The organism is Stieleria sedimenti (assembly GCF_025060895.1).
Classification (GTDB): domain Bacteria; phylum Planctomycetota; class Planctomycetia; order Pirellulales; family Pirellulaceae; genus Stieleria; species Stieleria sedimenti.
Window position 1 is genome coordinate 1 of the sequence record NZ_JANZKV010000294.1, and the last position, 15,146, is coordinate 15,146.

Here is a 15,146-nt window from a genome sequence, read left to right on the forward strand (position 1 = left end):
CCTGCACACCAACACGCTTGTTCGTGACATTCGGGTCACGCACCCTGAGCTCAAAAGTTGACGCACCACTAGCGTGCCGGCAACCAGCCGCCGCTGTCGCGTTGGACGGGGGCCGGGCGATGCGGCGCCGCGGGCGTCGTTGTTATCGCCGGAGTGGTCTCTTCCCAAGCCGTGTCTTCCCAAGCAGCGACTTGCCGTACGGTTTGGTGCCGCGTGGTTGCTTCGCGGACGGGGACGCTGACTCGCGGTCGCGTCGTGCTGCGCGAGGAGGCCGACGATTCGGTGTTGCGAAACAGGGCCGAGGGGTCGGCCCCACGAGCCGACGGGGCCGGCAGCGGTGGGGCTTGGAAGGGTTGCGTGCTAGGCGGCTGGACCACGCGCCGTGTCGGAGCCGGCTCGTGAACTGGATCCGGTTCGGCTGATCGGTTCGTCAAGTCCATCGGGCCCGTCATCGTTGGCGGTCCGGAGGGGACGCCGATGGGTCGCAGGGTGCTCAGCTGGGACGCGCTGGAATCGGATTCCGGAGGCGCGAGCGGTTTGGCCATCGAAGGTGGCGTCCGCGTCGTGAACTGTTCGCTCTGGCGGAACCGACCGCTCGGATCCGGGGTTTGCATGTGACGCGTCACCGGCGGATCCAATTGGATTGCGGGGCGATTCGGGTCGTCCGCACCGTCGATTTCGGTTTGGCCGGGATCGGGAGCGGAGTCGTCGTAGGGATACGAATCGTCTCGATAGGAATTGTCGTAGGCGTTGTCCAGGTAGCCGTTGTCCAGGTAGCCGTTGTCCGAAGCCGCCGAATTGGCCGAGCCGTTCAGCTCGGGGCGGCCGGATTCCAGTCGCGGCTGTGGAACCGGTTCGTCGTCTCCAGTTCTCGACTCGCCGCCGGTCAGCGGTGCCGCGTTGGGGTAACCGGAATCGGGCATTGTCGACGGAATCGTCGTGATGCCCGGATCGCCGGGGACAAATTGTCCGCCGACTTGACCGATACCGCTAGGCGGCGGTGCGAAGCTGCCAGGGGTTCCGGCGAGGGGAAACGAGGAGGTTGGGGAGGTGCTGCCGAGCATCGGGGTGGAGCAGACGCCGGGGTCGGTTGGCAGCGTCGTGGTTCCGGGCTGAAGCGGGAACGACGAGTTGTAGGGCACGCGTTGCAGTTGTTGGACGTACGAGCTGCACGGTTGCTGAACCGTGACGGTGGTTCCGGTTGTCGGATCGACGATCGATGCAGGTCGGTAATAGGTGATCGGTGCCTGGTAGTACGACGTCACGTAGTTGGTGTTGCGTCCGAGCAGCGAGTTGAAGAACCGTGCCAGTCCGGAGCCAAAGCGGCGTGGCGGCTGCGGTCCCACCGGCACGAGCGGTGCGTAGGTTGTGGGCGCGTAGGTCGTGGCGGGCGCGTTGTAGGTGGCCGGCGCGACGCTGCTGGGATAGTTGGACGTGTAGACCGGGGACGTGTAGACCGGCGGCGAGGCGATCGGGTTGAGTCCCGCGGTGCCGCGCAGCGTGCTGCTGATCGGGACGCGGTTGGCCGTCGTGTAGGGTTGCGTGTAGGGCTGGTTGGAGACGATCGGCAAACGGTAGGCGTTGGTGGTTTGCGGGGTGATCGTCGTCGGAGCGTAGCTGGTGATCGGCAGTCGCTGGGCCGAGTATTGGGGCGACGGGTTGACCGGCATGCCCGTGTAGACCGACGGGTTGTCGAACGATTGGACGGTGGTCATCCCCGAGACGGCGGTCAGGGGGGCACCGTAGGCTGGGCGTTGGGCCTGGACGACGCCAGACGTGATCGGGGCCGTGGTCACCGGGGTTCCGACGACCTGGGTTCCCGCGACCGGGTAGGCGTAGGGGTAGTTGGCGGTGTAGGTCGCCGAGCGGCCGAACAGCCAATCCAAGCAGCCGGCCTGACAGGCGTCGGCTCCGCAGAGCGACGCGAGCGAGACGACGAGGGTGGCGGTCAGGGTGCGAAGGGGCAGTCGGCCTGTCGACATGCGACGATTCCGTGAACGGCGTTTGGGGGCGAGTCAATCGTTTGGGGGGATCCCGGTTGCGGAAAGTCCACAGCGTTCCCGGAGAAGTGGACGCTGCAGATTGCGTTTGGTCAATGATTTGATGACCCCAGTTGGCCAGTTGGAAAGCGTTTTGGGCGGGCGTTTGACGGTCGTAACGGGATTGGGGGATCTCGGGCTCGCGGTGCGACAGTTGCGACCGCGGAGACTCGGTCCGAGCGACATTCTGAGCGGCTTTTCGGTTTGGGGCCTTCTGCCAACGTGGCACGAGCGTTAATCTCTCCGACCCCGCTGCGGATTTCGTGGCCCACCCCATTTTTTGCTCCCCAACGGCGTTTCTTCGCAGTTGCGATGGGAGAGAACGGAGGAGACGGGCATTTTTTGCAGGGCAGAAGCCGGCTTGGCACGCCGGTTGCTATCCGTGGCGGGCATTCAGCGGAACTGTCATTCCGTCGCCGATTTTGATTTGCGTCGCCTGCCAAACGGGACGCGAGAGCAGGCCAGCCGGACCACGGTTGGGTCTGGGCGACGGAACGGATCCGCCTGCACGAAACACCTCCGGCGCAAACGGTCGCCGGTCCAATCCATTTTCCCCCTTATTGATCACCTCGGCAGACGTGCCGGCTCGGTTGAGCCGCACTGCGTCCGGTCCGAGGTGCGTTGTAAACCACAGGAGAAACAACGTCGTGGCAAAGCAAATCGTTTTCGACGACGACGCCCGCGGGCCACTGTTGGCCGGCGTCAGTAAACTGGCGCGAGCCGTCAAGAGCACGCTCGGCCCACGCGGCCGTAACGCGGTGCTCGACAAAGGCTGGGGATCGCCCAAAGTGACCAAAGACGGTGTGACCGTCGCCGAAGATATCGAGTTGGATGACCCCTTTGAAAACCTGGGGGCACAGTTGGTCAAAGAGGCTGCCAGCAAGACCAACGATGTCGCCGGGGACGGGACCACGACTGCGACCGTGTTGGCCGAAGCGATCTTTCGCGAAGGGCTGAAGATGGTCGCCACCGGCGCCGATCCGATGGCGCTCTCGCGTGGGATCAGCAAGGGTGTGGAGGCTGCCGCGGCGCAGATCCAAAAGCTCGCCAAGCCGGTCAACGAAAAGAGCAAGAGTGAAATCAAGCAAATCGCCACCATCGCCGGGAACAATGACCCGACCATCGGTGACGTCCTTGCTAATGCCTTCACCAAAGTCGGCAAGAACGGTGTGATCACCGTCGAAGAAGGCCGCTCGAACGAAACCTACGTCGACATCGTCGAAGGCATGCAGTTCGATCGCGGGTTCCTGTCGCCGCACTTTGTCACCAACCAGGACGAAGTGTCGGTCGAGTTAGACGACTGCTACGTGCTGTTGTTTGAAGAGAAGATCAGCAACAACAAGAAACTGATTCCGCTGTTGGAAGCGATCAGCAAGGAAAAGAAACCCTTGCTGGTGATCGCCGAAGACGTCGAAGGCGAAGCATTGGCGACGTTGGTCGTCAACAAGATGCGCGGAATCATCTCGGCCGCTGCCGTCAAGGCACCCGGTTATGGCGACCGTCGCAAAGCCATCTTGGGCGACATCGCAGCGTTGACCGGTGGCAAAGCGATCTTCAAAGATCTCGGGATCGACCTGGAAAGCGTCAAGCTGTCCGATCTGGGGCGTGCCAAGAAGATCCGCATCACCAGCGACGCGACGACCATGGTCGGAGGCGCCGGCAAAAAGTCGGACATCGATGGACGCGTCGAGCAAATTCGACGTGAGATCGAGCAGACCGATAGCGACTACGATCGCGAGAAACTGCAAGAGCGTCTGGCCAAGCTGGCCGGCGGTGTGGCCCAGATCAACGTCGGTGCCGCAACCGAAACGGAAATGAAAGAGCGCAAGGCGCTGATCGACGACGCCCGTGCGGCAACCCAAGCCGCTTTGGAAGAAGGCATCGTTCCCGGCGGCGGCACGACCCTGCTGCGTTGCCGGGCTGCGGTTGAGAAGCTCGAGAAATCGATCGAGGGCGACGAATCGCTCGGCGTTCGGATCATCCGAAACGTGCTCGACCAACCGCTGCGTGCGATCGCCAACAACGCCGGACTCGATGGAGCCGTCGTCGTCAATCGCGTCTTGCAACTCAAGGGCAAGACCGAAGGCTATGACGCCAACGCGGAAAAGTATTGCGACCTGTTGGAAGCCGGGATCGTTGATCCGGCCAAGGTGGTTCGGACGTCACTGGCTAACGCCGCCAGCGTTGCGGCGCTGTTGCTGACGACCGAGTCGCTGGTCACCGAAATCCCTGTCGAAGAAGAAGAAGGCGGTGGCGACCATCACCATGATCACGGCATGGGCGGCGGAATGCCGGGCATGGGTGGCATGGGAGGTATGCCGGGCATGGGTGGCATGGGCGGCATGCCGGGCATGATGTAACCCGGTTGCAGGTCAAGCGGGCGGTGATGTCGTGATCGGCACACTGCCCTGCACTCCCCTGCTCTGCCCCACTGGTGCGACGTTGCTTCTGGGGATCCGCACCGCGGAATCCGTCGACGGCGTCGCGATCGCAAGCGAAACAATTCAAACTCACACACCTTTCGAAATCACAACCTAATCATGGCAAAACCAAAACTGCGTCCGCTCGATGACCGAGTCGTTGTTCAACCCGTCGAAGCTGAAACGACCACCGCCGGCGGCATCGTTCTTCCCGATTCGGCGAAAGAAAAACCGCAACGCGGCACGATCGTCGCTGTCGGCCCCGGCAAGCTGCTCGAAAGCGGCAGTCGTGGCACGCTCAGCGTCGACGTCGGCGACACGGTGATCTATGGAAAGTACGGCGGAAGCGACATCGAGGTCGATGGACAAGAGATGAAGATCCTTCGCGAGAGCGACATCCTGGCAAAGGTCCTGTAGTGACACCGGCGATTGCCCGCCCTGCCCTGCCCCGCTTCGACGCGGCGGCAGGACCTTCGGCGGGCCGAGTCCAGGTGTTATTGGATGCGTTCATTCAGCACTCGTTTCAATTGATAGAGGAATCCTCTCGTGGCTAAACAACTCCTATTCGAAGACCACGCACGCGCACGCATGCTGGCCGGCATTGACAAACTGGCCGACGCCGTCGCGGTGACGATGGGCCCGACCGGCCGCAACGTCATCATCGACAAGTCGTTCGGCGGACCGACCGTGACCAAAGACGGTGTCACGGTTGCAAAAGAAATCGAACTCGAAGACCGTTTCGAGAACATGGGTGCGAAGCTGGTCATCGAAGTCGCTCAAAAGACGAGTGACTTGGCCGGTGACGGCACGACCACCGCGACCGTTCTCGCCCGTGCGATCTTCAAAGAAGGGCTTCGCAACATCGTCGCGGGAAGCAATCCTGCCGCGATCCGTCGCGGCATCGATAAAGCGGTCCAAGCGGCTTGCGAACAGCTGCACGAGATCGGCCGTCCGGTTCAGGACAAGGCGGAAGTCGCCAACGTCGGCGCCATCAGTGCCAACAACGACAATGAAATCGGCCGTCTGTTGGCCGACGCTCTTGAACGCGTCGGAAAAGACGGTGTGATCACGGTCGAAGAAGGCAAGTCTCGAACGACCGAAGTCAACTACGTCGACGGGATGCAGTTCGACAAGGGATACATTTCCCCGTATTTCATCACCGATCCCGGCACGATGGAAGCGAACCTGGAAAACGCGTTGGTCCTGCTGTATGAAAAGAAGATCAGCAACATCCGCGACCTGGTTCCGTTGCTGGAGAAAACGGCTCAAACGGGCCAGCCGTTGTTGATCATTTCCGAAGACGTCGACGCCGAAGCGCTGACGTTGTTGGTGGTCAACAAGCTGCGTGGCACGTTGAACGTCTGTGCCGTCAAGGCGCCCGGGTTCGGCGATCGTCGCAAGGCGATGCTGGGTGACATCGCGACGCTGACCGGCGGAACGTTGATCAGCGAAGACCTTGGGATCCAGCTGGAAAACGTCACGCTGGAACAACTCGGTCGCGCCAAGAACGTGACGGTCGACAAGGGCAGCACCACGATCATCGAAGGCGGCGGAAAACGCAGCGACATCGATCAGCGTGTGGCCCAGATTCGGGCTCAAATCGAGCAAACCGACAGCGACTACGACAAAGAAAAGTACCAAGAGCGATTGGCCAAGTTGGCCGGTGGCGTTGCGGTGGTCAGCGTCGGTGCCGAGACCGAAGCCGAGATGAAGCAGACCAAGGCGCGTTTAGAAGACGCCTTGCACGCGACTCGTGCGGCCGTCGAAGAAGGCATCTTGCCCGGCGGTGGTGTTGCTTTGTTGCGTTGCACCGAAGCGGTCCAGGCGGCCAAGGCGAAGGCCAAGGGCGACGAGAAGATCGGTGTCGAAATCGTGCTCCACGCACTCAGCGCCCCGATGAAGCAGATCGCCGACAACGGCGGGATCGACGGAAGCGTGGTGGTCGACGAGGTGAGCCAGAAGGACACCAACATCGGTTACAACGCCCACAGCGGTCAGTACGTCGACATGTACAAAGCCGGCGTCATCGACCCGGTCAAGGTCGTGCGAACGGCGCTAACCAACGCCGGCAGCATCGCAGGTTTGTTGCTGACGACCGAAGCATTGGTGACGAACTTTGAGCAGGAAGACAAAGACCGTCTGCCTGTCGAAGGCGTGGTCGCGTAGCCGATCCCGGAGACTTGCATTTACGACAGCGGGTCGCTGCCTAACCATCGGCACGCGGCCCGCTTTTTTGTCCGATCCTCATGCGACGTGGCGGCGTCGCCACCCCAACGGCGTGTGCCGTGAGTGATGATGAGCGAAAAGCAATGTTATTACGAAATCCTTGGTGTCGACCGGGGTGCTGGCAAAGTCGAGATCGATCGCGCCTATCGAAAGCTGGCGATCAAGTACCATCCCGACAGCAGTAAAGCCGAAGACGCCGTCGATCGGTTTAAGCAGGCATCGGAGGCTTACGAGGTCTTGAGTGATGCCGACAAACGCGCTCGCTATGACCGTTTCGGGCATGCCGGCGTGGACGGGGCGCACAGCCAGTTCAACGACGTCGAAGACATCTTCGAAGCGTTCGGAGAGATGTTCGGTGGCGGCGGCATGTTCGGTGATTTGTTCGGCGGACGCGGCGGCGGCGGTGGTCGGCGGCGACGAGCACGGCGCGGCGCGGACATTCGCTGCAACGTCACGTTGACCTTGGATGAAGCTGCCAAGGGCGTCAGCAAAGATCTCTCGTTTCGTCGCAACGTCGGTTGCAAGACCTGTGCGGGCAGCGGGGCCGCACCCGGCAGCCAGCCGGAGACCTGTGCGACGTGCGGCGGACGCGGACAAGTGGTGCAGTCGGCGGGGATTCTTCGAGTCCAAACCGCCTGTCCCCACTGCGGCGGAGCCGGACAACAAATCAGTCAACCCTGTAGCGACTGTCGTGGCAGCGGATTGCAGTCCGAGAAGGCCGAATTGACCGTCGAGATTCCCGCCGGTGTCGACGACGGGATGCGGGTGCGTGTGCAAGGTGAAGGCGAAGCGAGCCCCGACGGCGGCCCGCCCGGGGATTGCTACTGCTTCATTACCGTCAAAGAACACGAGTTGTTTAAACGCGACGGCAGCAGTCTGATCCTGCAGTTGCCGATCTCCTACAGCCAAGCCGCGTTGGGTGCCGAAATCGAGATTCCGACGCTCGATGGGCCGGAAAAACTTCGCATCGAGCCGGGCACACAGAACGGCGAGGTGTTCACCGTTCGTGGCAAGGGAGTGGTCGACCCCCGCGGGGGACGCCTCGGCGATCTGCTGGTGCAAGTCTTCATCGAGGTCCCCAAGCATCTGTCCTCAGAGCAGGAAGAGCTGTTGCGGAAATTGGCCGACCTGGATTCCGAATCGGTGTTGCCGCATCGGAAGACATTTCTTGAAAAGGTAGCGGACCTGTTTTAGGTCATGTTTCTAACGTTCATTTAATCTGCGATAGCGAATCATGAAGAGTGACGGAAAGACAGAACTGGAAAACGAGAGCCCGTCCGGGGAAGACGTCTCGGCAGCCGAGCAGCAAACGACCGACGAAGCGTTTCTCGATGAGGCGGTTGCCGATGTGCCTCCCACGCGTGACGAGGAAATGGAGCGATTGCGATCGGCCGCCGCCGAAGCCGACAAACGCGTCTTGCAGGCACAGGCCGAAGCCGAAAACTTTCGCAAACGCATGCGACGGGACTTCGAAGACCAAGTCAAATTCGCTTCTACCGATTTGATCGTCGACCTGTTGCAGGTTCGCGATAACTTGAACCGTGCGATCGACGCGGCCCCGTCGGGTGAGCAAGGCAGCGGTTTGTTGGAGGGCGTTGCCATGGTCATCAAGCAGATGGACGACGTGCTCGGCAAACACGGCGTCGTCGAGATTCCGGCCGCAGGCGAGGTCTTTGATCCGAACGTACACGAAGCGATTTCGCAGATCCCCAGCGACGTCGAAAGCGGCAAGGTGGCACACGTGGCCGTGAGTGGATTCAAGCTGCATGATCGGGTGATCCGACCCAGCCAAGTCGTCGTCAGCACGGGACCTGCCTAGTGCTTTGTCAGCAACGTTGGTGTGCAGGCTTTAGCCGCTCACGGTTGCTGCATGTCGAGCGGAAAAGGGGTCAGGTACCAAAAACCAAATGGCCCGCAGGGTGCTTCGCATTTTTGGTACCTGACCCCTTTTCCGCGGACAGTTTGGTTTTGCAATTCATCTATCATTGGAATCACATCGATGCCGACCTATGACTACGAATGCGGTGCCTGCGGACATGAAATGGAACTGTTTCAAGGCATCAACGACCCGGTCAAAAAGAAATGCCCGGAGTGTGGCAAATTGAAACTGAAGCGGTTATTCGGCAGCGGTGCCGCGATCGTGTTCAAGGGCAGCGGTTTCTACCAAACCGATTATCGCAGCGAGGGCTACAAGAAGGCTGCCAAAGCGGACAAGAAGTCGACGTCGGAAACGAAGTCGGAAACGAAGTCGGAATCCAAGTCCAGCGATTCAAAATCCAAACCGAGCGGCAAGTCAAGTTCGGGCGACTGAGCTCGATCGCGGAACTCTCACCCCAAGGTTCAGCATGCCGCACCAGATGTCCCCGCGACGCTTGTTTGCCGATCGTTCGGCCGTGCTTGTGATCGACTTTCAGGAAAAGTTGGTTCCGGTCGTTCCGTCCGGCGAGGACGCGGTGCAGTTCACCGAGTCATTGTTGGAAGCGGCCGAGTTGTTGGGGATTCCGTCGGCGGCAACGGTGCAGTATCCGAAAGGGCTCGGCCGTCTGGTCGAGCCGTTGGACCGTCGGTTTCCCGGCGCCGAAGAGAAACTCGATTTCTCGTCCGCGGTTTGCCGCCGCGAACTCGATGCGTGGGTTGCCGCCGGCCGCGACCAGATTCTGATCTGCGGCATTGAAACCCATGTCTGCGTCTTGCAGACGGTGCTGGATCTGGTCGAAGAGGGTTTGCAGCCGGTCGTCGTCGCCGAAGCGGTCGCGGCGCGTGGAGGCTGGGAACATGAACTGGCGATCGAGCAGATGAGCTCGATGGGGGTGACGATCACCAGTTTAGAATCAGTCCTGTTTCAGTGGCTCGGCACCGCCGATCATCCCCAATTCAAAGCGATCAGTCGGATCGTCAAAGGGTTGTAGTCATTCATGCGAACATTTCGTTGACATTGGAGTGGTCACGCGATAGCCTATCGCGTTGATTCGTCTACACCGAGCCGGGCCTGATGTTGCGTCACCTCTTCCTTTTCACTCTTGTCATCCTCACGGCGGGCGTTTTGACGTCGCGCCGTGCCGATGCAAGTTGCGGTGATTGGTTGGCCCATCCGGACGACGTTTCGATGTCACAGCACGCGATGTCACAGCACGCGATATCACAGCAGAGCGTCGACTCCGTCGACGCGCCCCAGCCTCCGCGACCGTGTGACGGTCCGTTGTGTCGGCAGTCGCCTGCAGGGCCGAGCTCGCCTCCGTTGCCGCCGGCGCCCCAGGTCCAACGTGACCATCACGACGCCGTCTGCCCCTCCGACCACAGCGCCCAGCCGGAGTTGTTCCCGGTACGGTTTGGTCGCGACGATTCTTTGATCCTTCCTAGCGGTCACGCGCACCCGATCGAGCGACCTCCCCAGGCCTAGTTCGCTCGTCGTCGCAAATGTTGGACCGCGGCATCTCGTTGTGCCGTCGGTCGATCTGTTGGAGAGTGGGATAGGCTTCCAGCCTGTCTGGGTTGAACAGATAGGCTGGAAGTCTATCCCTCGTTCTGCCGCCCGAGCCGGGCGATCCATTGCGACGATCGATGGTGTGACGTTGGACCGAAGCCTGCGAGGGGTTTCGGTCAGGTAGCGATGATTCCCGAGCGACGGGGATCGGCGCCCCGTAAGAGTCCATTCATTTCGCTAGGAACTATTCGATGTCATCCGTTGCTTCGGGCGCCGCCACCGCGGTGCCGCGTAAGAAGTACGTGCGCGCCGTTGGGCCACGTCTTCGGAAGTTGCTTTACTTTATTTTTGTTCTTGTTGCCCTGCTCTTCGCCAACTCCGGCTATCTGGCCATCGTCACGTTTTTGGAGTGGTTGCGCGAAGAAACCTACCAGGATTTTTATTACCAATACATGTTCCTGGCCCATCTGGTGTTGGGGCTGATCTTGATTTTGCCGCTGGTGATTTTTGGATTCGTCCACCTCTGGAACACCAAGAACCGCCGCAATCGACGGGCCGTGCGGATCGGTTATGCCTTGTTCGCCGTCAGCCTATTGATTCTGGCAACGGGTCTGTTGCTGGTGCGGATCGGCGGGTTTGATCTCAAGCAACCCGTCGCCCGCAACACGGTGTATTGGTTGCACGTGGCATGCCCGTTGGCAGCCGTTTGGCTGTATTGGTTGCATCGGCTGGCCGGTCCGCGGATCAAATGGCGGATCGGAATGACGTTCGCCGGCGTCGCCGGTGTCGCGATCGCTGCGATGGTGGTGTTGCAAATGCAAGACCCGCGACAGTGGAATGCCGTCGGTCCCGAATCGGGAACGCAGTACTTCGAACCTTCGTTGGCACGGACGGCCAGCGGCAACTTTATCCCCGCCGACGCGCTGATGAACGATGAGTATTGTTTGAAGTGCCATGCCGATATTCACAAGGACTGGAGCGACAGCGTTCACCGTTTCAGTTCCTTCAACAACGCACCGTATTTCGCCAGTGTGAGTGAGACGCGGGAGGTGTCGCTGGCGCGAGACGGATCGGTCCAGGCCTCCCGATGGTGCGCCGGTTGTCACGACCCGGTGCCGTTTTTCTCGGGCGCGTTTGACGACCCGAATTTCGACATGTTGGAACACACGACCGCGAGTGCCGGGATCACCTGCACGGCCTGTCACGCGATCACGAACGTCAACAGTGTGCGTGGCAATGCGGACTACACGATCGAAGAACCGCTGCACTATCCCTTTGCCAATAGCGATAATGCGGCATTGCAGTGGATCAACAATCAGCTGGTCAAAGCCAAACCCTCGTTCCACAAGAAGACGTTTCTGAAACCATTCCACAAGACGGCTGAGTTTTGTTCGACGTGCCACAAGGTGCACTTGCCCGAAGCGCTCAATCACTACAAGGAATTCTTGCGTGGTCAAAACCACTACGATCCTTATCTGTTCAGTGGTGTCTCCGGACACGGGGCTCGAAGCTTTTATTACCCGCCCAAGGCCGTGGACAACTGCAGCAAGTGTCACATGCCGTTGGTCGCGTCGGATGACTTCGGCGCGAAGATGTTTGATGACGCGACGGAGTTGAGTGTCCACGATCACCTGTTTCCATCGGCCAATACGGGGATCGCTTGGTTGCGCGACCGCGACGACATCATCGCAGCGCATCAGGAGTACTTGCAGGACGTGATGCGGGTCGACATTTTTGGGATCCGCGAAGGGGGCCAAATCGATGGAAAACTGACGGCCCCACTGGGTCCGCAAGTCCCCGCGTTGAAACCGGGCGAAACCTATTTGCTGGAAACGGTGATCCGAACGTTAAAACTCGGGCACCTGTTCTCGCAGGGCACGGTGGATTCCAATGAGATCTGGCTGGACGTGACGGTGACCAGCGGCGATCGAGTGATCGGACGTAGCGGAGCGATCAACCCACAGAAACACAACGAAGTGGATCCCTGGTCGCACTTTGTCAACGTGTTCATGTTGGACAAGGACGGCAACCGAATCGATCGACGAAATCCGCAGAACATTTTCACGCCCTTGTACAACCACCAGATCCCGCCGGGTGCGGGCCAGACGGTGCACTACGGGCTGACGATTCCAGAAGATGTCACGGCGCCGATCCACGTCGAGTTGAAGCTGCAGTACCGCAAGTTTGATCAGCAGTACATGGATTTTGTGGCGAAGAAGAATGAGCAGTTTGGACGGATCATCCGTGGCCACCAAACGGGACAGGATTACACCAACGAGTTGCCGATCACCACGATGGCGGTGGACTCGATTGTCTTCCCCGTCGAAGGCATTGACCAGGACGTGGAAAACGCACCGCGAGAGATTCCTGTTTGGCAACGTTGGAACGATTATGGCATCGGTCTGCTGTTGAAAGGCAAAGCGGAATTGCGTCAGGCCGAAGAGGCGTTCACCGAAGTGGAAAAGCTGGACCGTTATGACGGTCCGATGAACCTGGCCCGCGTGCTGAATCTGGAAGGGCGATTGGACGAAGCCGTCGAAGCGCTCAACCGGGCGGACCGTTATCGTGACACCGAGGGATTCCCGCGTTGGACGTGGGCCTGGTTGTCCGGTGTGGTCAATTCGCAGCAAGGCCGGCTCGTCGAAGCAGAGCAAAACTTGCGGAGCGTGTTGGAGGACAACACCGAGGACATGCGACGTCGCGGATTTGATTTCAGCCTGGACATTGAAGTCATCAACGCACTCGGGCGGACACTGTTCGACTTGGGGGTATTGCGTGAGCGTCAGGGCCGCGAGGACGAAAGTCGGCGTTATTTCGATGAGGCCGTGCAACGCTACAAGAAAACCCTGCAAATCGACCCCGAAAACGTCACCGCTCACCACAACCTACAGTTGTTGTACGAGACACTCGGTGACACGGAGAACGCAACCCTGCATCGCAAGTTGCATCTGCGGTACAAACCGGATGACAACGCGACGGGCCGTGCCATTCGCTTGGCCCGTGAAAAGTATCCCGCGGCGAATCACGCGGCCGAAGCGGTCGTGATCTACCCGCTGGTTCGCAATCTCAACCCACCCGATTCCGATGAAACGAAAGCGATTACCCGTCAAGAAGAAAAGGAGGCGACCGATGTCCAATCAACAGGCGGCTGAGATTGAGGCGAAAGAAGTGGAGCGTGAGGAAGAAGAAATTCTCCGCGACGACGCCGAAATCGGCCGAGCGCTGCGCAGGTCTTTGTTGGCCTTGGTGGCGCTGCTCGTGGTCGGAGGCGCGCTCACGTTCTACTTGTCACGGCCCGAAGCCGCACCACCGGTACGCGAATCCGAACTGGCCAACGTCAGCATTCGTGAGTTGCCCGACGTGCAGGTGCCGACGGTGAAATTCACCGACATCACGGCGGAGGCGGGAATTGATTTTGTGCACAACAACGGAGCCGTCGGTGACAAGTTGTTGCCCGAGACAATGGGCGGCGGCACGGCGATCTTTGACTACGACAACGACGGCGATCAAGACATCTTGTTCGTCAACAGCAAGGACTGGCCGTGGGATCCGCCGAGCGGTCGCACCCAAACCTCGGTGCTCTATCGCAACGACGGCGACCGGTTCGTCGATGTCAGCGAAGCTTCCGGTTTGAATCTGTCGGACTATGCGATGGGGGTCGCGGTCGGGGATTACGACAACGATGATCATGTCGATGTATTCATCACTGGGATCGGTCAAAACCACTTGTTTCGAAACCTCGGCGACGGCCGGTTTGAGGACGTCACCGAAACGGCCGGTGTGGGCGGCGAGGCGGATCGGTGGAGCACCAGTGCCGGGTGGTTCGATTACGACAACGACGGCGATCTGGATCTGTTCGTCTGTAACTACGTTGGCTGGAGTCGCGAGTACGATCAGTCCCAGAATTTTCAACTCGTCGGAGGCGGAAGGGCCTACGGGCGACCGCAAAACTTTGAAGGCACCTATCCGTATCTGTACCGCAATGACGGTGACGGCACGTTCACCGATGTGTCCGAGCAGGCCGGCGTTCAGATCCAGAATCAGTCGACTGGGGTGCCGTTGTCCAAATCGCTGGGGCTGGCGTTTTGCGACTTTGACACCAACGGCACGTTGGACGTGATCGTCGCCAACGACACCGTGCAAAACCTGTTGCTCAGCAACGACGGCGAAGGTCATTTCAACGAGGTCGGGGCGCTCACCGGAATCGCGTTTGATTCCAGCGGCAACGCCCGCGGCGCGATGGGAATCGATGTCGCTTCGTTCCGCGGACGCAAAGCACTCGCCGTGGCCATCGGCAACTTTTCCAACGAGATGACGGCGCTGTACGTGACCAAGTTGGGCCGGATGCAGTTTTACGACGAAGCCGTCTCGACGGGTTTGGGCCCGAGCACGCGTTTGTTGTTGACGTTCGGTTTGGTGTATCTGGATTGTGATCTGGATGGTCGTTCGGACCTGTTCTGCGCTAACGGGCACTTGGAAGAGGACATCAACCGCGTGCAGCCGAGCCAGCATTACGAACAGCCGCCCCAGTTGTTCTGGAACGCCGGACCGGAGCACGGGACGGAGTTTCTGGCGATGAATGAGGCGCAGGTCGGAGAGGATTTGTTGCGGCCGATGCCCGGCCGTGGCGCCGCTTATGCCGACATCGATCAAGACGGCGACTTGGATCTGTTGATCACCGCCACCGGACGCGGTCCACGTTTGTTGCGCAACGATCAACAGCTCGGCCATCATTGGTTGCGTCTGCGATTGAAAGGCGACGGGCAGTATTGCAATCGGGACGCGATCGGTTCGTGGGTCGAAGTGACGGTGGGCGATCAGGTCAACCGTCAACAAGTGATGCCGACGCGAAGCTATCTTTCGCAAGTCGAGTTGCCGCTCACGTTCGGCCTGGGCACGGCCGATCGAGTGGATCGCATCGTCGTCCAGTGGGCCGATGGACTGCGTCAGGAACTGCCGCCGTTGGCGGTCGATCAAAGCCACGTGATCGAGCGGCCGGTGTCTGAGGTGGTCCCTTAGTTCCAGTTTTGCACTTTT

The 15,146-nt window shown here is 60.0% G+C and carries 10 protein-coding genes; 9 read left to right on the plus strand and 1 reads right to left on the minus strand.

The features are described 5' to 3' along the window. Window positions 1–68: 68 nt before the first annotated feature. Window positions 69–1,982 (minus strand): hypothetical protein, encoded by a 1,914-nt coding sequence (locus NZK35_RS30810; RefSeq protein WP_259636376.1) that lies wholly within the window; start codon window positions 1,980–1,982, stop codon window positions 69–71. A 704-nt stretch (window positions 1,983–2,686) separates the two neighbouring features. Here NZK35_RS30810 and groL (NZK35_RS30815) point away from each other — a divergent pair. The 9 genes from groL (NZK35_RS30815) (at window position 2,687) to NZK35_RS30855 (ending at window position 15,128) form a co-directional block, all read left to right on the plus strand. Further along, a complete protein-coding gene (gene groL, locus NZK35_RS30815; RefSeq protein ID WP_259636377.1) occupies window positions 2,687–4,399 on the plus strand; it encodes a chaperonin GroEL in 1,713 nt (570 codons plus the stop codon). Between the two features lie 180 nt (window positions 4,400–4,579). After that, complete coding sequence (gene groES, locus NZK35_RS30820) at window positions 4,580–4,876, plus strand: co-chaperone GroES (RefSeq protein ID WP_145219683.1); 297 nt, start codon at window positions 4,580–4,582, stop codon at window positions 4,874–4,876. A 129-nt stretch (window positions 4,877–5,005) separates the two neighbouring features. Continuing rightward, window positions 5,006–6,625, plus strand: a complete 1,620-nt coding sequence (gene groL, locus NZK35_RS30825; protein ID WP_259636378.1) for a chaperonin GroEL — start codon at window positions 5,006–5,008, stop codon at window positions 6,623–6,625. 129 nt (window positions 6,626–6,754) lie between these two features. Next, the gene (dnaJ, locus tag NZK35_RS30830) at window positions 6,755–7,879 is read left to right on the plus strand and encodes a molecular chaperone DnaJ (RefSeq protein WP_259636379.1); all 1,125 of its coding nucleotides are present in this window, start codon (window positions 6,755–6,757) and stop codon (window positions 7,877–7,879) included. 40 nt (window positions 7,880–7,919) lie between these two features. After that, on the plus strand, window positions 7,920–8,504 hold the full coding sequence (gene grpE, locus NZK35_RS30835) for a nucleotide exchange factor GrpE (protein WP_323379686.1): 585 nt from the start codon (window positions 7,920–7,922) through the stop codon (window positions 8,502–8,504). 180 nt (window positions 8,505–8,684) lie between these two features. Beyond that, entirely contained in the window at window positions 8,685–8,996 is a 312-nt protein-coding gene (locus NZK35_RS30840) for an FmdB family zinc ribbon protein (protein WP_259636380.1), read from the plus strand. 34 nt (window positions 8,997–9,030) lie between these two features. After that, window positions 9,031–9,594, plus strand: a complete 564-nt coding sequence (locus NZK35_RS30845; protein WP_259636381.1) for an isochorismatase family protein — start codon at window positions 9,031–9,033, stop codon at window positions 9,592–9,594. A 766-nt stretch (window positions 9,595–10,360) separates the two neighbouring features. Beyond that, window positions 10,361–13,261 carry a multiheme c-type cytochrome gene (locus NZK35_RS30850; RefSeq protein WP_259636382.1) on the plus strand — a complete coding sequence of 967 codons (2,901 nt, stop codon included), beginning with the start codon at window positions 10,361–10,363 and terminating at the stop codon, window positions 13,259–13,261. After that, window positions 13,239–15,128: a CRTAC1 family protein gene (locus tag NZK35_RS30855; protein WP_259636383.1), complete on the plus strand. Its 1,890-nt coding sequence runs from the start codon at window positions 13,239–13,241 to the stop codon at window positions 15,126–15,128. The genes NZK35_RS30850 and NZK35_RS30855 overlap by 23 nt, the downstream gene beginning before the upstream one ends. The last annotated feature ends 18 nt before the right edge of the window (window positions 15,129–15,146 follow it).